At 67.0% G+C, this 18,752-nt stretch carries 17 protein-coding genes; 6 read left to right on the top strand and 11 right to left on the bottom strand.

All coding sequences use genetic code 11. The annotated features are described in order from the left end of the window. Positions 1–26: 26 nt before the first annotated feature. Both G3572_RS14025 and murD read left to right on the top strand, forming a co-directional pair. Complete coding sequence (locus tag G3572_RS14025) at positions 27–698, top strand: DUF2161 family putative PD-(D/E)XK-type phosphodiesterase (RefSeq protein WP_354004036.1); 672 nt, start codon at positions 27–29, stop codon at positions 696–698. A 24-nt stretch (positions 699–722) separates the two neighbouring features. Then, on the top strand, positions 723–2,117 hold the full coding sequence (gene murD, locus G3572_RS14020; protein WP_164612941.1) for a UDP-N-acetylmuramoyl-L-alanine--D-glutamate ligase: 1,395 nt from the start codon (positions 723–725) through the stop codon (positions 2,115–2,117). A gap of 139 nt (positions 2,118–2,256) precedes the next feature. Here the strand turns inward: murD and galE are convergent, their stop codons facing one another. From galE to rimO, 8 genes are all read right to left on the bottom strand, one after another. Further along, on the bottom strand, positions 2,257–3,243 hold the full coding sequence (galE, locus tag G3572_RS14015; protein ID WP_354004047.1) for a UDP-glucose 4-epimerase GalE: 987 nt from the start codon (positions 3,241–3,243) through the stop codon (positions 2,257–2,259). 31 nt (positions 3,244–3,274) lie between these two features. Beyond that, entirely contained in the window at positions 3,275–4,720 is a 1,446-nt protein-coding gene (locus G3572_RS14010; RefSeq protein WP_164612938.1) for a mannose-1-phosphate guanylyltransferase/mannose-6-phosphate isomerase, read from the bottom strand. A 260-nt stretch (positions 4,721–4,980) separates the two neighbouring features. After that, positions 4,981–5,859 carry a glucose-1-phosphate thymidylyltransferase RfbA gene (gene rfbA / locus G3572_RS14005; RefSeq protein ID WP_164612936.1) on the bottom strand — a complete coding sequence of 293 codons (879 nt, stop codon included), beginning with the start codon at positions 5,857–5,859 and terminating at the stop codon, positions 4,981–4,983. Continuing rightward, positions 5,856–6,710, bottom strand: coding sequence for a dTDP-4-dehydrorhamnose reductase (gene rfbD, locus G3572_RS14000; RefSeq protein ID WP_164612934.1), 855 nt, complete (start codon positions 6,708–6,710; stop codon positions 5,856–5,858). The genes rfbA and rfbD overlap by 4 nt, the downstream gene beginning before the upstream one ends. Next, positions 6,707–7,747: a dTDP-glucose 4,6-dehydratase gene (gene rfbB / locus G3572_RS13995; RefSeq protein ID WP_164612932.1), complete on the bottom strand. Its 1,041-nt coding sequence runs from the start codon at positions 7,745–7,747 to the stop codon at positions 6,707–6,709. The genes rfbD and rfbB overlap by 4 nt, the downstream gene beginning before the upstream one ends. Next, positions 7,744–8,307, bottom strand: coding sequence for a dTDP-4-dehydrorhamnose 3,5-epimerase (gene rfbC, locus G3572_RS13990; RefSeq protein WP_164612931.1), 564 nt, complete (start codon positions 8,305–8,307; stop codon positions 7,744–7,746). Before rfbC ends, rfbB begins: the two co-directional genes overlap by 4 nt. Positions 8,308–8,312: 5 nt before the next feature. Beyond that, the gene (locus G3572_RS13985; RefSeq protein ID WP_164612929.1) at positions 8,313–9,617 is read right to left on the bottom strand and encodes a UDP-glucose dehydrogenase family protein; all 1,305 of its coding nucleotides are present in this window, start codon (positions 9,615–9,617) and stop codon (positions 8,313–8,315) included. A gap of 187 nt (positions 9,618–9,804) precedes the next feature. Next, complete coding sequence (rimO, locus tag G3572_RS13980; RefSeq protein WP_164612927.1) at positions 9,805–11,196, bottom strand: 30S ribosomal protein S12 methylthiotransferase RimO; 1,392 nt, start codon at positions 11,194–11,196, stop codon at positions 9,805–9,807. A 364-nt stretch (positions 11,197–11,560) separates the two neighbouring features. Between rimO and G3572_RS13975 the strand changes: the two genes are divergently transcribed. Further along, a complete protein-coding gene (locus G3572_RS13975; protein ID WP_164612925.1) occupies positions 11,561–13,609 on the top strand; it encodes an AsmA family protein in 2,049 nt (682 codons plus the stop codon). Positions 13,610–13,759: 150 nt separating this feature from the next. Here the strand turns inward: G3572_RS13975 and G3572_RS13970 are convergent, their stop codons facing one another. Continuing rightward, positions 13,760–14,371, bottom strand: a complete 612-nt coding sequence (locus G3572_RS13970; protein WP_164612923.1) for a GcrA family cell cycle regulator — start codon at positions 14,369–14,371, stop codon at positions 13,760–13,762. 363 nt (positions 14,372–14,734) lie between these two features. Between G3572_RS13970 and G3572_RS13965 the strand changes: the two genes are divergently transcribed. Together G3572_RS13965 and argF are read left to right on the top strand one after the other, a co-directional pair. After that, the gene (locus G3572_RS13965) at positions 14,735–15,913 is read left to right on the top strand and encodes an aspartate aminotransferase family protein (protein WP_164612921.1); all 1,179 of its coding nucleotides are present in this window, start codon (positions 14,735–14,737) and stop codon (positions 15,911–15,913) included. Between the two features lie 79 nt (positions 15,914–15,992). After that, the gene (gene argF, locus G3572_RS13960; protein ID WP_164612919.1) at positions 15,993–16,919 is read left to right on the top strand and encodes an ornithine carbamoyltransferase; all 927 of its coding nucleotides are present in this window, start codon (positions 15,993–15,995) and stop codon (positions 16,917–16,919) included. Positions 16,920–16,966: 47 nt separating this feature from the next. Here the strand turns inward: argF and G3572_RS13955 are convergent, their stop codons facing one another. Continuing rightward, entirely contained in the window at positions 16,967–17,512 is a 546-nt protein-coding gene (locus tag G3572_RS13955; protein ID WP_164612917.1) for a hemerythrin domain-containing protein, read from the bottom strand. A 113-nt stretch (positions 17,513–17,625) separates the two neighbouring features. On the opposite strand from G3572_RS13955, the gene G3572_RS13950 reads away from it, so the two are divergent. Beyond that, a complete protein-coding gene (locus tag G3572_RS13950) occupies positions 17,626–18,117 on the top strand; it encodes a DUF1993 domain-containing protein (protein WP_164612915.1) in 492 nt (163 codons plus the stop codon). Here G3572_RS13950 and G3572_RS13945 read toward each other — a convergent pair. After that, on the bottom strand, positions 18,102–18,716 hold the full coding sequence (locus G3572_RS13945) for a hypothetical protein (protein ID WP_164612913.1): 615 nt from the start codon (positions 18,714–18,716) through the stop codon (positions 18,102–18,104). The two genes, G3572_RS13950 and G3572_RS13945, sit on opposite strands and share 16 nt — an antisense overlap. Between the last annotated feature and the right edge of the window lie 36 nt (positions 18,717–18,752).

Below are 18,752 nucleotides of genomic sequence, written 5' to 3'. Positions count from 1 at the left end.
AATCCCGTGTAACACAGGGGGACCGCGTGAAAGAAGCCGACCTTTACCCCCCCGTCAAAGCCTTCCTCGAAGCGCAGGGCTACACCGTCAAGGCCGAGATCGGGGCCGCCGATGTCATGGCCTGCCGGGGCGAGGAGCCGCCCCTGATCGTCGAGCTCAAGACCGCCCTCAACCTCCCCCTCATCCTGCAGGGCGTGGCCCGGCAGGGCCTCTTCGACCACGTCTACCTCGCCATCCCCCAGCCCCCCCGCTGGACCCACCGCTACCGCGACCTGACGGCCCTCCTGCGCCGCCTCGGCCTCGGCCTGCTCACGGTCCGCGATGGCCGCGTCGAGCCCCACCTCGACCCCGCCCCCTACCAGCCCCGCAAGAACACCGCCAAGGCCGCCCGCCTGCTGAAAGAGTTCCACAAGCGGCAGGGCGACCCCAACATCGGCGGCACCACGGGTATCAAGCGGGTGACCGCCTATCGGCAGGACGCCCTGCGCCTCGCCGCCGCCCTCGCCGTCGGCCCGGAAGCCCAAAGCCCCGCCGTCCTCGCCCGCGCCACCGGCATCGCCCGGGCGGGCGCCATCCTGCGGGACAACCACTACGGCTGGTTCGATCACCCCGCCAAGGGCCGCTACACCCTCTCTCCCGCCGGACAAGCCGCCTGCGCCGCCCCCTTGGAAGATCACGCGCCATCCCCTATCCCGTGAGGATCAACCGGAAAGGGGCGGCAGATGATTCCAGTCAAGGGCTATGCAGGCGAAAAGGTCGCGGTTCTGGGCCTCGGGCGTTCCGGCCTTGCCACCGCGCGTGCGCTCGTCGCAGGGGGGGCGACGCCCCTGTTGTGGGACGACAGCCCCGAAGCCCGCGCCAAGGCCGAAGCCGAGGGCTTCACCCTGACCGATCTGGGCCGCGCCGGCGCGCTCGAGGGCGTCGCCTGCCTCATCACCAGCCCCGGCATCCCCCACCTCTATCCCGCCCCCAACAAGATCATCGCCCGCGCGCTCGAGGCGGGTGTGCCGGTCGACAATGACATCGGCCTGTTCTTCCGCAGCTTCTCCACGTCGGACTGGGACAACTTCGAAACGATGCCCCGCGTGGTCTGCGTCACCGGATCGAACGGGAAATCCACGACGACCGCGCTCATCCATCACATTCTGGAGGTCGCGGGTCGGCCGACCCAGATGGCGGGCAACATCGGCAAGGGTGTCTTGTCGATCGATCCCGCGCGGGATGGCGAGGTGGTGGTGCTGGAACTGTCGAGCTATCAGACAGAGCTTGCCCGCGCCCTCACCCCGGATGTCGCCGTTTTCACCAACCTGTCGCCCGACCATCTGGATCGCCACAACGGGATGGGGGGCTATTATGCCGCCAAGCGCCGCCTGTTCTCCGAAGGCGGCCCTGACCGGGCGGTGGTCGGGGTAGACGAGCTGGAGGGCCGCTTCATGGCCAACCAGCTTGGCATGGGGCCGCAGGATGACCGGGTGATCCGCATCTCGTCCGGCCAGAAGCTCGACCAGTTCGGGTGGAGCGTCTTTGCTCGCAAGGGGTTTCTTGCAGAGTGGCGCAAGGGGCGGCAGGTGGCCAGCATCGATCTGCGAGAGGTGGCGGGTCTGCCGGGGGCGCACAACCACCAGAATGCCTGCGCCGCCTATGCGGCCTGCCGGGCGCTGGGGATTGCGCCCAAGCTGATCGAGGGGGCGTTCCAGTCTTTCGCGGGGCTGCCGCACCGCAGCCAGCTGGTGCTGGAGCGGAACGGGGTGCGGTTCATCAACGACTCGAAGGCGACCAATGTGGACAGCGCGGCCAAGGCGCTGCAGGCCTTTCCGGCGGTCCGCTGGATTGCGGGGGGGATGGGCAAGGACGGCGGCATCGCGGCCTTGCAGCCCCATCTGGGCGCGGTGGTGAAGGCCTATCTGATCGGCCATTCGGCCCGCGATTTCGCCCTGCAACTGGGCCAGACCCCGCATGAGATCTGCGAGACGATGGAGCGGGCCGTGGCGCGGGCGGCGGAGGAGGCGCAGGCGGGGGAGGTGGTGCTGCTGGCCCCGGCTGCGGCCAGTTTCGACCAGTATCCGAACTTCGAGAAGCGGGGGGAGGATTTTGTGGCGCGGGTGAGGGCGCTGTGAGTCCCCCTGTGTTACAGCCCCATTAATCGTTTTATTTCAATGGTTTGACCTGCGGGCGTTAGGTTTTTCTTAACCGTTGCGCGCCGTCAAGGCCAGTGCCGCGCCGGAACACGGCGCGGCACCGGCAAGCGCCGGTCTTTCAGCTTTGGTAGCCCGGGGTCTGGTCCCAGCGCCACGCGTCGCGGATCATCTGCTCCATCGTCGAATGGCTCCGGACCCAGCCAAGCTCTGTCTCGGCGCGCTGGCTGCCCGACACCAGAACGGCGGCGTCGCCGGGGCGGCGGGGGCCTTCGGTGATGGGAACCGGACTGTTCGTCACCTGTCCGGCATGGCGGATCACATCGCGCACCGAAAAGCCCACTCCCGTGCCAAGGTTGAAGGCGGCGGTGCCCTTGCCGTCAAGCAACCAGCGCAGGCCCAGCACATGCGCCTGCACCAGATCGGTGACATGGATGTAATCGCGGATGCAGGTGCCGTCGGCGGTGGGATAATCGGTGCCATGCAGGGTGAGCGCGGCGCGGCGTCCGGCAATCGCCTCGAGCATCAGCGGGATCAGATGGGTTTCGGGGCGGTGCTGTTCGCCAAGCTCCCCCTCGGGGTCGGCGCCTGCGACGTTGAAATAGCGGAAAATCACATGGCGCAGGCCGAAGGCGGCCTCGAAATTCGCCAGCACATCCTCGATCGCGCGCTTGGAGGCGCCGTAGGCATTGATCGGGCGTTGCGCCGTCTCTTCCGTCAGCACCACGCCATCCTGATCGCCATAGGTGGCGCAGGTGGAGGAGAAGATGAAGTTGAGACAGCCGTGGGCCACCGCCGATTCAGCCAGATTGAGCGCGCCGCCGACATTGACGCGCCAATAATGCGCGGGGTCTTTCATGCTTTCGCCCACCAAGGACAGTGCGGCGAAATGCAGCACGGCCACAGGTTTGTATTGCGCAAAGGCGGCATCGACCGAGGCGCGATCCATCAGATCGCCCTTGAACAGAGGGCCGAACTTGACCGCCTGTTCCCAGCCTGTCGAGAGGTTGTCAAAGGTAACGGGAATGAAACCGGCCTTGCGCAGCGCCTTGCAGGCGTGCGAGCCGACATAGCCCGCACCGCCTGTCACCAGAACATGATCCAAAATGCAGTCTCCTCAAATCGCGTGCCGCGAGGGCCTAGCCTTTGGCCCCTTGGCCGCGCGCGTAGACATCTTCGTAACGGATGATGTCATCTTCACCGAGATAGCTGCCGGTTTGCACCTCGATCAGCACCATCGGCACCTTGCCGGGGTTTTCCATGCGGTGCACCGCACCGAGCGGGATATAGACGGACTGGTTTTCGGTGAGCAGTTTCACCTCGTTGTCGACGGTCACGCGGGCGGTGCCCTCGACGACGATCCAGTGTTCCGAGCGGTGGTGGTGCGATTGCAGGCTGAGGGCCGCCCCCGGTTTCACCACGATGCGCTTGACCTGAAAGCGCGAGCCGATGACGAGGCTTTCGAACATGCCCCACGGGCGGTGATCGGTCGGAAAGGCGGTGGCCTGCGCGCGGCCTTTGGCCTGAAGCGCGGCAACAGCCTCTTTCACGCGCTGGCTTTGCGATTTATGCGCGACCAGCACGGCATCGGTGGTGGCGATGGCCACGATATCCTTGAGCCCGATGCCGACCAGTTCCACACGCGGCGATTCTGACCGCAGCAGCGTGTCTTCGCAGCCGATGGCGGTCGCATTGGACGAGGCGACATTGCCCGCCGCATCCGGCCCGGCCTCTTGCCAGACGGCTTCCCAGCCTCCCAGGTCGGACCATCCGGCAGAAAAGGGCATGACGGCGAGGTTCGGGGCCTTTTCCATGATGGCATAATCGATGGAGATATCCGGCACCTGCGCCCAAGCCGCCGGATCAAGGCGGCTGAAGCCGAGGTCGGGCTTGGCATTGGCAACAGCGGCGCTGACGGGTTCGAGCACATCGGGGGCGTATTGGCTGAACGCCTTGACCAGCGTATCGGCGGTAAACAGGAAGATGCCCGCGTTCCACAGGAAATTGCCGGCGGCGATCATCTGTTCGGCCTGCTCGGCCTTGGGTTTTTCGACAAAGCGGGCAAGGGCCTGCGGCTCGGTCGCGGTTGCATCGGCGCCGGGGGCGAGTTCGAGATAGCCATATCCGGTTTCGGCCCGCGTGGGGGTGATGCCGAAGGTGACGATATCGCCCGCGAGGGCGCGGGGCGCTGCGGCCTGCACGGCGGCACGGAAGGCGGCGGCATCGGGCACCACATGGTCGGACGGGGCGACGAGCAGCAGCGCATCGGGCTGGGTGGTGCGCAGATGCAGCGCGGCGGCCAGAACGGCGGGGGCGGTGTTGCGCCCGTCGGGTTCGATCAGGATGGCCTGCGGGCTGGTTTCGATGGCGGCGAGTTGTTCGACGACGATGAAGCGGAAATCATTGCCGGTGATGACGACAGGTTCCTTGAAGCCCGCACCGATCAGGCGGCGCACGGCACCCTGGAACAGGCTTTCATCCCCTGTCAGGCGGGAAAACTGTTTGGGAAAGGATTTGCGGGAGAGCGGCCAAAGCCGCGTTCCCGACCCGCCGCACAAAAGGACCGGATGGATGAAGGATGTCATGAAAAAGGCCTGTCGGTTGCGAAAAGGTGTCTGGTTGGCAAGTGGACGCTGGCCCGGGCCGAAAGGCAAGGGCCGGAGCGCGTTCGGAAATCCGTATCAGGCTGGTTACAGATGCCGGCCCGTTTCGTCAAAGCCGTGCGCGGGATTTGCCGCGCAAAACCGACGCGTGGCGTCGGGCCGCGCAATATAGAGGCAGCCGGGGGCGACGGCGATTGCAGGCAGGGCGGCGGGCTGTGTCGGATGCGTGCCATGGCGCGGGGTCAGGCTTGTTTGGCGATGGTCAGCAGGTATTTGCCGTAATCGTTCTTGCGGAACACCTCGGCGCGGCGGGCAAGGTCATCGGCGCTGATCCAGCCCAGCAGGAAGGCGATTTCATCGGGGCAGCCGACTTGCAGGCCCTGCCGTCCGGTCAGGGTGCGCACGAAATTGCCCGCATCGAGCAGGCTTTCGTGGGTGCCGGTGTCGAGCCATGCAAAACCGCGGCCCATCTGTTCGACCTGCAGGCTGCCTTCGGCCAGATAGATCTGGAGAAGGTCGACGATTTCCAGCTCGCCGCGCGGCGACGGTTTGATCTGGCGGGCCAGTTCGGGCGCGCGGCCATCGAGGAAGTAAAGGCCGGTGACGGCGTAGTTCGAGGGCGGCACGGCGGGTTTCTCGATGATCTCGCGCACCTTACCCGTGGCATCGAAGCCCACCACGCCGTAGCGTTCGGGATCGGTCACGCGGTAGCCGAAGACGGTGCCGCCGGTCGTGCGGCTGTCGGCGGCCTGCAAGAGTTCGGGCAGTCCGTGGCCGAAAAAGATGTTGTCGCCCAGCACCATGGCCGAAGGAGCCCCGTTCAGGAACTCCTCGGCCAGCAGATAGGCCTGCGCCAGACCATCGGGCGAGGGCTGCACGATCCAGTCAAAGCGCACGCCCCATTGCGCGCCGTCGCCCATCAGGCGCTGGAACTGCGGCTGGTCTTCGGGGGTGGTGACGATGGCGATCTCGCGGATGCCCGACAGCATGAGGACCGAGAGCGGGTAGTAGATCATCGGTTTGTCGTAGATGGGCAGCAGTTGCTTGGACACGCCCATGGTGATCGGCCAGAGCCGCGTGCCGGAGCCGCCTGCCAGAATGATGCCCTTGCGTGTCGTCATGGCAGAACCTCCAGCGTGGTCAGGGTGTCGCGCAGGGCCGCGTGCCAGTCGGGCCGGGCGAGGCCGAAGGCGGCTCGGGTCGCGGTGCAGTCGAGGCGCGAGTTGAGGGGGCGGCGCGCGGGGGTGGGATAATCGGCGGTGGGGATGTCCACCACCTCGACGCTGCGGCCCGAGAGGGCAAAGATCGCGCGGGCAAAATCGGCCCATGTCACATCGGGCGCGCCGGAGAAGTGATAGGTGCCGGAGAGGGCAGGGTCATCGCGCAGCCGCGCGGCAATGGTCAGGCAGGCCTGTGCGATGGCGGCCGCCGGGGTGGGGCCGCCGGTCTGGTCGCCGACGATGGTCAGCCGGTCGCGGGTTTCGGAGAGGCGCAGCATGGTTTTGACGAAATTGGCGCCATCGGGCGAGAACACCCATGACGTGCGCAGGATCGCGTGCACGGCGCCGGTGGCGCGCAGGCGGGCCTCACCTTCCGCCTTGGTGCGGCCATAGGCCCCGAGGGGGGCGATGGGGTCGAACGGCTGGAACGCCGCTGTTCCCGCGCCGTCAAAGACGTAATCGGTCGAGATATGCACGAAAGGCACGCCCAGCGTGGCGCAGGCCTGTGCCATCGCCTCGGGCGCGAGGGCGTTGACCAGATGCGCGGTCTGCTCGTCCTGCTCGGCCTTGTCCACTGCCGTATAGGCGGCAGCGTTGATGACCGCCCCGGGGCGGGCCTGCAGGATGGCCTGCGCGCAGGCGGCGGGGTCGGTCAGATCGGCGCGGTCGCGGCCAAGACAGGTGGCATCAGGCGCCAGCCGCGCCAACGCGCGCGCCACTTGCCCGCTTTGGCCAAAGACCAGAAGGGTCATGCCTTGGTCCCCAGACGCTGGCCCACGCCCTGACGGTCGAGCAGCGGACGCCACCAGTCTTCGTTGTCGAGATACCAGCGCACGGTGCGGCGCAGGCCCTCCTCCACCGTGACGGAAGGCGACCAGCCGAGTTCCTCGCGGATGCGGGAAGGATCAATCGCATAGCGCGCATCATGGCCCGGACGGTCGGTCACAAAGGTGATGAGCCGGTCATGCGGCGCGCCATCGGGGCGCATTTCATCAAGGAGGGCGCAGATCGTGCGCACCAGATCAATGTTGCGCCGTTCATTCTCGCCGCCGATGGCATAGCTGCGCCCCGGCACGCCCTTTTCGAGCGCGAGCAGCAGGGCGGCAGCGTGATCTTCGACATAGAGCCAGTCGCGCACGTTTTCACCCTGACCGTAAACCGGAATCGGGCGGCCATGCAGCGCGTTGAGGATGACCACCGGGATCAGCTTTTCGGGGAAGTGGAAGGGGCCGTAATTGTTGGAACAATTGGTCAGCACCACCGGCAGACCGTAGGTTTCGTGCCAAGCGCGCACCAGATGGTCGCTGGCGGCCTTGGAGGCCGAATAGGGGCTGCGCGGATCGTAGGGTGTGGTTTCGGTGAACTGCCCCGTGGGGCCGAGCGAGCCGAACACCTCATCCGTCGAAATGTGGTGAAGGCGGAAGCTGTCAGGGCGGCCCTGCGCCTGCCAATGGGCGCGGGCGGCCTCGAGCAGGTTGAAGGTGCCGGTGATGTTGGTTTCGATGAAGTCACCCGGCCCGTCGATGGAGCGGTCGACATGGCTTTCGGCGGCAAGGTGCATCACCGCATCGGGGGCGTGGTCGCTGAAAATGCGGGTCAGCGCCTGACGGTCGCGGATGTCGGCCTGTTCGAAGCGGTAGAGCGGCGAATTGTCGACCGAGGCGACATTTGCCAGATTGGCGGCATAGGTCAGCGCATCGAGGTTCACGACATGATGCCCGCGCGCGACCGCCAGCCGCACGACTGCCGATCCGATGAAGCCTGCGCCGCCGGTGATGAGTATCTTCATGCTTGACCCGTCTCGAAGGGGGTGACGAAATCGGCGAAGGACTGGGCTGCGCGGTCTTTGTCCGACAGGACGGGCGAGGCGACGGGCAGCGGCCAGTCGATGCCGCAACTGTTCCACAACACCGCGCCGTCGCAGTCGGGGGCGTAGACGTCGGTGCATTTGTATTGCACCTCGGTATCGGCCACCAAGGTGACAAAGCCGTGCAGGAAGCCTTTGGGCACAAGCAGTTGATGCCCGTTTTCGGCGGTGAGTTCCGCGCCCGTCCATTGGCCATAGGTGGGAGAGCCGCGCCGCGCATCGACCGCGACATCGAAGATCGCGCCGCGCGTGCAACGCACCAGTTTGTCCTGCGCGCGCGGGGGCTTCTGGAAATGCAGGCCGCGCAGGGTGCCCGCCTCGGCGGAATAGGAATGGTTATCCTGCACGAAGGCAAGGTCCAGTCCCGCCTCGGCCATGCGCTGCGCGTTCCATGTTTCGGTGAACCAGCCACGGGCATCGCCAAAGCGGCGCGGCACCAGCAGGAGCACGCCGGGCAGGGAGGTTGGTTTCACATCAAGCATCAGGGTTACCGTCCTACCGCGTCATAGGCCTCAAATCCTGCGCCGAGCACGGCGCTGCGTTCATAGATATTCCTGAAATCGGCCATGCGCGCCAGTCTCATCGTGGCGGCAAGGCGCGGCAGGTCGAGGGCGCGGAATTCGTTCCATTCCGTGAGCAGCATCACAAGGTCGGCCCCTTCGACGGCGGCATAGGCATCGGCGAACCATGTGACACCGGGCAGCAGATGCTCGCCCTCGCGGCGGCCCTGCGGGTCCACGACATGCACGCGCGCACCTGCGCCGATCATGGCGGGGACGATGGTGAGCGAAGGGGCCTCGCGCATGTCATCGGTGTTGGGTTTGAAGGTCACGCCCAGAACCGCCACGGTCTTGCCGTTGAAAGAGCCGCCGCAGAGATCGCAGGCCTTGTCGATCATGCGGCGTTTGACTTCGGCGTTCACGGTGATGACGGTTTCGGTGATGCGCTGGGGCACGCCATACTCTTGCCCGATACGGGCGAGGGCCTGCGTGTCTTTGGGAAAGCACGAGCCGCCATAGCCCGGCCCTGCATGCAGGAACTTGTTGCCGATACGGCCATCGAGCCCCATGCCTTTGGCCACCGCCTTGACATCGGCGCCCACCCGCTCGCACAGGGCCGCGATTTCGTTGATGAAGCTGATCTTGACCGCCAGAAAGCCGTTGGCGGCGTATTTGATCATCTCGGCGCTTTCGAGATCGGTGAAGACGATGGGGAAATCGCGCAGGAAAAGCGGGCGGTAGAGGTCGGACATGACCTGACGCGCGCGGTCGGTTTCCAGCCCGATCACCACACGGTCGGGGCGCATGAAATCATCGATGGCGGCGCCTTCGCGCAGGAATTCGGGGTTGGAGGCCACATCGAATTCTGCATCGGGGCGGGTGGCGCGGATCACCTCGGCCACCTTGCGGTTGGTGCCGACAGGGACCGTGGATTTGGTGACGATGACAGCAGGTCCCGTCAGGGCATGGGCGATTTCGGCGGCGGCGGCCATGACATAGGACAGATCGGCATGGCCATCGCCGCGGCGGGTGGGGGTGCCGACGGCGATGAACACCGCCTCTGCCCCGTCGACTGCCGCGCGAAGATCGGTGGTGAAGCGCAGACGCCCCGCCTCGGCATTGCGCTGCATCAGCGTGTCGAGCCCGGGTTCATAGATCGGAACGATGCCCGCCTGAAGCTGCGCGATCTTGTCGGCGGAGGTGTCGACGCAAATCACGTCATGGCCGAAATCCGAGAAACAAACACCCGACACAAGACCGACATAGCCTGTGCCAATCATGGCAACCTTCATAATCTTTCTCCTTGGACAGCAGCAATACGCCCAGCCTGTCCGCAGCGCATCCGGTCAGGCGCGGCAGCGGCAGGGCCGTGTCTTAGCGGGGTGTTAGCCTTGAAGCGGGGCCAAAAAAAGGTGGAAGTTGCTGCGATTTGTGACGGCAGGGCGGCAGGCAGGCATAAAAGGCACAGGGCGGGGCCGGTCAGTCGAGAAGATGGCCCCAGAGGTCATACTCGCCCGCCTCGTCCACCTGCACGCGCACCAGATCGCCCGGTTTGAGCGTGTCAAAGCCGCTGTCGATAAAGAGGTTGCCGTCGATCTCGGGCGCGTCCGCCATCGTGCGGCAGGTCGCGCCTTCGGCATCGACCTCATCCACGATGACCTGCAGGGTGCGGCCCACCTTGGCGGCAAGTCTGGCCTCGGAAATGGCTTGCGCCTTTTCCATGAAGCGGTCCCAGCGGTCCTGCTTGACCTCGGCCGGGACATGGTCCGGCAGGTCATTGCTGCGCGCGCCGGCGACGTTTTCATACTGGAAGCAGCCCACACGGTCGAGTTGCGCCTCGTCCAGCCAGTCGAGCAGGGTCTGGAATTCGGCCTCGGTCTCGCCGGGATAGCCGACGATGAAGGTGGAGCGCAGGGTGAGATCGGGGCAGATCGCGCGCCAGGCGGCGATTTCGTCGAGCGTCCTGGCCGCTGCCGCCGGCCGCGCCATGCGGCGCAGGACATCGGGATGCGCGTGCTGGAAGGGGATGTCGAGATAGGGCAGCAGGCCGTTCGCGGGGTCGGCCATCAGCGGGATCAGGTCGCGCACATGCGGATAGGGGTAGACGTAGTGCAGCCGCACCCATGCGCCAAGCTTGCCCATCTCGCGCGCAAGATCGGTGATATGGGCGCGCACCTCGCCGCCTTTCCAGGGCGAGAGGTCATGCTTGCGGTCCAGCCCGTAGGCGGAGGTGTCCTGGCTGATGACCAGAAGCTCGCGCACCCCCGCCTCGACCAGTTTTTCCGCCTCGCGCAGCACGGCATGGGCCGGGCGGCTGACAAGGCGGCCGCGCATGTCGGGGATGATGCAGAACTTGCACTTGTGGTTGCAGCCTTCGGAAATCTTCAGATAGCTGTAATGGCGCGGAGTCAGCGACACGCCCGTTGCCGGCAACAGGTCGATGAACGGATCGGGCGCGGGCGGCACCGCGCCGTGGACGGCATCCAGAACGGCCTCGTACTGGTGCGGGCCGGTGACGGCCAGAACCTTGGGATGCGCGCCGGTGATGTATTCGGGTTCCGCCCCGAGGCAGCCTGTCACGATCACCCGTCCGTTTTCCTGCAGCGCCTCGCCGATGGCTTCGAGGCTTTCGGCCTTGGCGCTGTCGAGAAAGCCGCAGGTGTTGACGATGACCGCATCCGCGCCCTTGTAATCGGGGCTGATCGCATAGCCCTCGGCCCGCAGCCGCGTGAGGATGCGTTCGGAATCGACCAGCGCCTTGGGGCAGCCGAGGCTGACCATGCCGATGGTGGGCTGGCCGGGGCGCGGAGCCTCGGAGAAGGTGGCTTTCGGGGCCAGATCAGGGCGGAGGTTGGGCGGGTTTTGCGACATGGGGCGCTCTATACCTGTGTTTTTCGGAAGCGGATAGGGGGGAAGAGCCGCCCGCTGGGCCCGGGACACGGCGCGGAATGTTCGGGACAGGCGCGGAGGGGGGGCGGGGCTGTGGTCAGGGCGCGGACGGGATGGCGCGGCGCGGGTGGTGGCCGTGGGATGCGCTCCGCGCGGGAGTATTTGGAAAAGCAGCAAGGACCTGGATATGCTGCTCTGTTGGGGATGCGGGGCGCAGGATCGGCGAGCGCCCGCCGATCCTGCGCCGGCGGGGCTGGCGGCGATGTCGTGATCCGTTGCGGCGCGGGCGCGGGGCGGCGTAGGCTTTGGCACGGATGCGCCGGAGGCGGCGACAGAGGGGGATGCGATGCGTTGGATGATCCGCGCGGTGCTGGCGCTGGGGCTGTTTGTGTTTCTGGCCGTGGCGGCGCTGTTCTTGATCCCTGCCGAGCGCATTGCGGCGCTGGCGGGCGAGCGGTTTACCGAGATGACAGGGCGCAGGCTGGTCATCGAAGGCTCGGTGCGGCCGAGTCTCTATCCGGTCCTCGGGGTGCAGACCGGTGCGGTGACGATATCGAACGCGGCATGGAGCGATGCGGGCGCGATGCTGCGCGCAGAGGGTCTGAGCATCGGGCTGGACATGGCGGCGTTGCTGCGCGGAGAGGTGAAGATCACCGGCCTTCAGGCGCAGGAGCCGCATCTGCTGCTGGAGCGGGCGCGCGACGGGCAGGTGAACTGGGTGTTCGGCGGGCAGGCCGGGGGCGCTGGCGCGGGGGGGGCCGCGAGTACGGGCGGACCACCGGACGCGGCGACGGGCGCGCCCTTTACCCTTGATCTGGCGGAGGTGACGGGCGGGCGAGTCACCTTTGTCGATCATGCGGCGGGGCGCCGGATGGAGCTGAGCGAGATCGAGGGCTCTTTGCGCATTCCGGCCTTTCTGGGGCCTGCCGAGGCCGAGATGACGGCGGTGATAAACCGCCAGCCCTTTGCCCTGCGTCTGTCGCTGGCCGAGTTTGCGCCCTTTCTTGCGGGGAGGCTGGGCGACGTTGACCTGACGCTGACGGCGGGGGCTTCGGAATTGCGTTTTGCGGGGCGCGCGGGTTGGAAATCCTCGGCGGCCGAGGGAGAGCTGGCGGCACGCATCGGCGATCTGGCGGCGCTGGCGCGGCTGGCGGCGGTGTCTGCACCCGATCTGCCGCCCGGTCTGGGCGCGCGCAGGCTGGAGGCGACGGGGCGGCTGACGCTGACCGAGGCGCAATCGCTGCATGTGCGGGGCGGGGCGCTGGTGCTGGATGACAACCGCCTGACGCTGGAGGCCGATCTGACCACGGCAGGGGCGCGGCCCAAGCTGACGGCGCAGGTAACGGCGGGCGATCTTTCGCTGGCGGCGGCGCTGGGCGGGCCGGCCGGAGGCGGGGCCGCGGGAAGCGGGGCAGAGGGCGCGGCGCAGAGCGGGGGATGGTCGCGCGCGCCGCTGGATGTATCGGCGCTGGGGCTGCTCGATGCCTCGGTCGCGCTGCGGGCGCAGAGCCTCGATCTGGGGCGGGCGCGTTTTGGTGCGACGCAGGCGCTGGTCACGCTGGAGCGGAGCCGCGCGGTGTTTGATCTGCGGCAGGTGGCCGCCTATGAGGGCGCGATCAGCGGGCAGTTCGTGGTCAACGGGCGCTCCGGCCTGTCCGTTGGAGGGGATTTGCAGCTGACGGGTCTGGCGATGCAGCCCCTGCTGGTCGATCTGGCGGGCTATGACCGGCTGATCGGGCGCGGTGATCTGGCGCTGAAGTTTCTGGGTGTCGGCGGCTCTGTGGATGCGATCATGCGCAGCCTGTCCGGCGCGGGGCAGTTGAGCCTTGGCACGGGGGAATTGCGCGGGCTGGATGTGGCGGGGATGCTGCGGCGGCTGGATGCGGGCTATGTCGGCGAGGGGCAGCGGACGATCTTTGACGCGGTCTCGGCGGGGTTCTCGATAGAGCAGGGGCGGCTCTCGAACTCCGATCTGGCCCTGCGCGCGCCTTATGTGACGGCGACGGGCAGCGGTGTGGTCGATCTGGGGGCGCGGACGCTGGACTACCGGTTGCGGCCTGTGGCGCTGGCGGCGGAGGATGGCAGCGGCGGGGTGCTGGTGCCGCTGCTGATTACCGGGCCCTGGGCCAGCCCGCGGTTTCGGCTGGATCTGGAGGCGCTGGCGCGCGAGCGCTACGAGGCGCAGGCCAAGGAGCTGGAGGCGCGGGCGCGGGCCGAGGCGGCGGCGGCAGAGGCGCGGGCGCGGGCAGAGCTGGCACGGAAGGCGGAGGCGGAGCTTGGCATCGTGCAGCAGGAGGGCGAGAGCTTCGAGGATGCCGCCCGCCGCCGCGCGCAAGAGGCGCTGGACGCCGAGGCCGGACGCCTGCTGGAGCGGCTGCTGGGCGGCGGCAACTGACGCGGGCCCATCTGCGGCGGCGCGCGCAGGGTCTGGCGCACGGGGCGTTTGCGGAGGGCGAAGTGTGCCGCTTCGGGCGCCGGCGCAGGCCACGGGGCGGAGCGCCGTTTGCCATCGCCCGTTCCTGCGCGGCCTCGGGGGGCGCGGGGCCTAGCGGCGGCGGTCGCGCCGTGCGCTCATCGGCTGGAAGGCGACGCCGACATGGGCCTCGCAATAGGGTTTGCCGGGCAGGCTGGGCAGGCCGCAGAACCAGAAATCATCGGTTGCAGGGTCCCCGATCGGCCATTTGCAGGTGCGCTCGGTCAGTTCCATCAGGGTCAGGCGCTTGGCGTGCTTTTCCACCTCGCGCACCGAGGCCAGTGCCTCGGGGCTGATCTCGTTGGCCGAAGGCTGCGGCGGCAGCGGCTGGCCCGCGGGGATGATCGCCTTGCGGATCGGCAGCGGTGTCACGTTCGACGGCGCGGCAGGGGCTGCGGCGGCGGGACGCTCCGGCGCGGGGCGCGGGGCTGCAGCGGCCATCGGCTCGGGGCGCGGCTCTGGCGCGGGGCGGGCCGCCGGTTCGGCCTTGGCGGCAACCGCCGGAGCCTCGTCCTCACCCTCGTCCTTGCCGCCACCGACGCGGTTCGACAGGCCCAGCCGGTGCACCTTGCCGATCACCGCGTTGCGGGTGACACCACCCAGCTCCTTGGCGATCTGGCTGGCCGACTGGCCTTCGGCCCACATCTTCTTGAGCGTTTCAACCCGCTCATCCGTCCAGGACATGGTGATCTCCGCTATTGCGCTGCCGATAGGTCTTTGTGCCGCGCATTGTAACCGCGACGGCACGGGATACAAGCAGGCAGGGCGAAGATCAAGCGCCCCACGGCGGCTGCGGGTGGCAGATTTCCGTTTACAGGCGGCGGAACTTGCCCTAACAGCAGGGCATGACCAAGCGGCACGCCCTTATCCGACGTCCCCGACGCTTCTGAGCGAAGGTCTGCGCGCGGCCCGGCGCAGGGGGTATTCCCCCTTCGGGTCATCCCCAGATTGACACCCCCCACGGTCCCCCGTTACGGCTTGGCTTTCCCCTGTTCATCCGGGGATGCTTGCGCCCCCGGTTCCGTCCCACCCCGAAAGGCATCTGCCATGATTTCCGCCGTTCTGCCCACCTATAACCGTGCACCGCTCGCCTTCGTTTCAGGGGAGGGCAGCTGGCTGACGGCAGAGGATGGCAGCCGATACCTCGATCTGGGCGCAGGCATCGCGGTGAACGCGCTGGGCCATGCGCATCCGGCGCTGGTGGAAACCCTGACGGCGCAGGCGCAGAAGTTGTGGCATGTGTCCAACATCTACACGATCCCCGAGCAGGAACGGCTGGCCGAGATGCTGGTGGCGCGCACCTTTGCCGATACGGTGTTCTTCACCAATTCCGGCACCGAGGCGGCGGAACTGGCGATCAAGATGGCGCGCAAGCACCATTACGAGGCGGGCCAGCCCGAGCGCACGCAGATCATCGCGGTGGAAGGCGCCTTCCACGGCCGCTCCACCGGCGCAATTGCGGCCGCGGGGTCGGAAAAGATGGTCAAGGGCTATGGCCCGCTGATGCCGGGCTTCACGCAGGTGAAATGGGCCGATCATGACGCGATCCGCGCCGCGATCACCGACCGGACCTGTGCCGTCATTATCGAGCCGATCCAGGGCGAGGGCGGCATCCGCGTGGTGCCCGACCAATGCCTCAAGGGCCTGCGCGATCTGTGCGACAGCACCGGCACCCTGCTGATCTTTGACGAGGTGCAATGCGGGATGGGCCGCAGCGGCAAGCTTTTCGCGCATGAATGGGCGGGCGTCACGCCCGACATCATGATGGTCGCCAAGGGCATCGGCGGCGGCTTCCCCCTCGGCGCGGTGCTGGCCACCGAGGCGGCGGCCTCCGGCATGACGGCGGGCAGCCACGGCTCCACCTATGGCGGCAACCCGCTTGGCTGCGCCATCGGGGCCAAGGTCACCGAGATCGTCTCGGAGCCTGCCTTCCTTGACGGCGTCAGCCAGAAGGCGGCGCAGTTCCGGCAGGGGCTGGAGGGGCTTGTCGCCAGCCACCCCAAGGTGTTCGAGGCGGTGCGCGGGCAGGGCCTGATCCTTGGCCTGAAATGCGTGGTGCCGAATGCCGACGTGGTCAAGGCCGGCTATGCGCGCCACATCCTGACGGTGGCCGCCGCCGACAACGTGCTGCGCCTCCTGCCCGCCCTCAATATCCCCGAGGCTGACATTGCCGAGGCGCTTGCCCGCCTCGACGCCACCGCCACCGATCTGGAAAATGCCCTCTGATCTGCATTTTCTGTCTTTCAAGTATCCCGGGGGTCCGGGGGCAGCGCCCCCGGGATTCCCGCCAGAACAGCGAACCGATATGAACCACTTTCTCGATATCCACAAAACCGACGCGGCCGAACTCAGAACCATGATCGACTCGGCCCATGCGATGAAATCGGCGCGGGGCGGGCGTCCGCGCGGCGCGCCCGATGATGACCAGCCCTTGGCCGGACATATGGTCGCGCTGATCTTCGAAAAGCCCTCGACCCGCACCCGTGTGTCCTTTGACGTGGGCGTGCGGCAGATGGGCGGGCAGACGATGGTGCTGTCGGGCAAGGAGATGCAGCTTGGTCATGGCGAGACGATTGCCGACACCGCGCGGGTGCTCTCGCGCTATGTCGACCTCATCATGATCCGCACCTTCGAAGAGGCGACGCTGCTGGAAATGGCCGAGCATGCCACGGTGCCGGTCATCAACGGGCTGACCAACCGCACGCATCCCTGCCAGATCATGGCCGATGTGATGACCTATGAAGAGCATCGCGGCCCGATTGCGGGCAAGAAGGTGGTCTGGGCCGGTGACGGCAACAATGTCTGTGCGTCCTTCCTGCATGCGGCGGGGCAGTTCGGCTTCGATTTCACCTTCACCGGACCGGAAACGCTCGATCCCGAGGACAAGTTCGTGCAATTCGCACGCGCCAAGGGGTCGGATGTGCAGATCGAGCGCGATCCGCATACGGCGGTGATCGGGGCCGATCTGGTGGTCACCGACACCTGGGTCAGCATGCATGACCCAGAGTCGGCCAAGGAGCGTCGCCACAACCAGTTGCGCGGCTATCAGGTGAACGAGGCGCTGATGGCGCGTGCCAAGCCCGACAGCCTGTTCATGCATTGCCTGCCCGCGCATCGCAACGACGAGGCGACCAGCGCGGTGATGGACGGCCCGCATTCGGTGATCTTCGACGAGGCGGAGAACCGTCTGCATGCGCAAAAGGCGATCATGCGCTGGTGTCTGGGCAAGTAGCGCTCCGCGCTCCCTTCGGGCGCTTGTCGCGCGCGCCTGTGCGCGACTCAGCCCATCTGGTGCTTGAGGATGACGGGGATGATGAGGTCTTCCTCATCCTCGAGATGGCGGACGAGCTGCTTTTCAAAGGGCGCGAGGCTGGCATGGAAGGCCAGCGCCGACTCTTGCGGGTCGGTCGCCTGCAGGGCGGCGTTGGCCGAGGTGACAAAGCCATCAAGCAGGGCGTCGAGCGCGTGGTGATCGGCGTCGAGCAGGTCGAAGCCGCGCGCGAGGCGGGGCTCCAGCCGGACCATCGTGGGGAAATAGCTGGCGTCTTCGATCTGGTGATGCCCGATCAGGCCCTGCACCAGTTGCTCGCCCCCGCGCAGCAGGCGGCCCTGCCAGCGCTGCGGGTCGATCCGCCCGCCGGCCATGTGTTCGGCATCGAGGCGCAGGCCCGACATGAGGTCCCGGAATCCCAGATGGCGGTCGAGCCAGAAGGCGGACAGGCCTTCGAACCCCGGCACGTCGGACCACCTCTCGCGGGGCCAGTCGGCCAGCAGGGTGACAAGGTCGGGCGGGAGGCGGTCGCGGTTGGCAAGATCATGGGTCATGCTGCGTCACATAACCCATTCCGGCGCACCATCAACCGGTCTTGACGCTGTGGCACCGGGGGCAGATCACTGGTGGCAGTGAAAATCCGCCGCACGCCAAGAGGACAGGCCCGATGCATCACCGCTCCATCGCCGTTTACGACCGTTTCCTTGCCAATCTGTCGCGCATCCTGACACGCGCCGAGGCGCATTGCAGCGAGAAGGGCATCGCGCCCGAGGCGATGCTGACCTTCAGGCTGTTTCCCGACATGTTCCCCTTTGTGCGGCAGGTGCAACTGGCCTGCGATTTTGCCGCCCGCGCCGCGGCGCGGCTGGCGGGGGAGGAGCCGAAGGCCTTTCCCGACACCGAAACCAGCTTTGCCGAGTTGCAAGAGAGGATCGCGGCGGCGCGGGGTTACATGGCCGGGTTCGAGGCGGCCCGCTATGACGGGGCCGAGGGCCGCAAGGTCACGCTGAAGGTGCGGGGGCAGGAGGTGACGATGACGGGAGAGAACTTCCTGAACCTCTATTCGATGCCGCAGTTCCATTTCCACCTGACCACCGCCTACAACATCCTGCGCCACAACGGGGTGCCGCTGGGCAAGGGCGATTACATGGGCGGCTGATCTTGCTTGCGTCCGGTGCCGAGGAGGCTGGCCGCCACCGCCGCCTGAAGCAGCAGGACAAGTCCGATCGGGATGTGGAAATAGCGGAACATGCTATCCTCGGTCACAAGCGCGAAAACGGCAAAGACCATTGCGGCTGCAAGGGAACCCGGCAGGCCCGAGATCGTACGGGAGCGTGTGGACCCTGCGAAGTAGTGGCCCCCCCAGCGCAGCGGGCCGCGAAGTGGCTGATAAATCCGGTGGGTTCGGGGGGAGATCACGCAGCGCTCGCGCGCGAGGCTGGCCGCGTTGAGCCGCAAGGTCGCATAGACCATGAGCGGCACGGCCGTCACCGTGTTGATGGCGGATGCGATGATGGCGGCGGCAACGAGCGAATAGCCAAGGTGGAACAATGCCACACCGATGAGGACCGCGGCGGGCATCGCAACGGACAAGCCCGCTGCAATCGCGAGTTCACGCAAATAGGCGGCTCGTCCCAGCACGACATGGGAGGCTGCTGCCGATGTCGGGTCGAGGATCGAAACGACGCGTTCTGACCTTTGCGTGCCAGCCGTAGAGCGGTGGCCGACGGTGCCGGTCTGCCCCCGATCACCGGTCATTGGGTGGCCGGCAGGCGGATTCGGGAAAAGGCGCAA

The sequence above is a fragment of the Pseudotabrizicola algicola genome (assembly GCF_010915705.1).
In the GTDB taxonomy this organism is placed as follows: Bacteria; Pseudomonadota; Alphaproteobacteria; order Rhodobacterales; family Rhodobacteraceae; genus Pseudotabrizicola; species Pseudotabrizicola algicola.
This window is presented reverse-complemented; position numbering and strand designations above follow the sequence as displayed.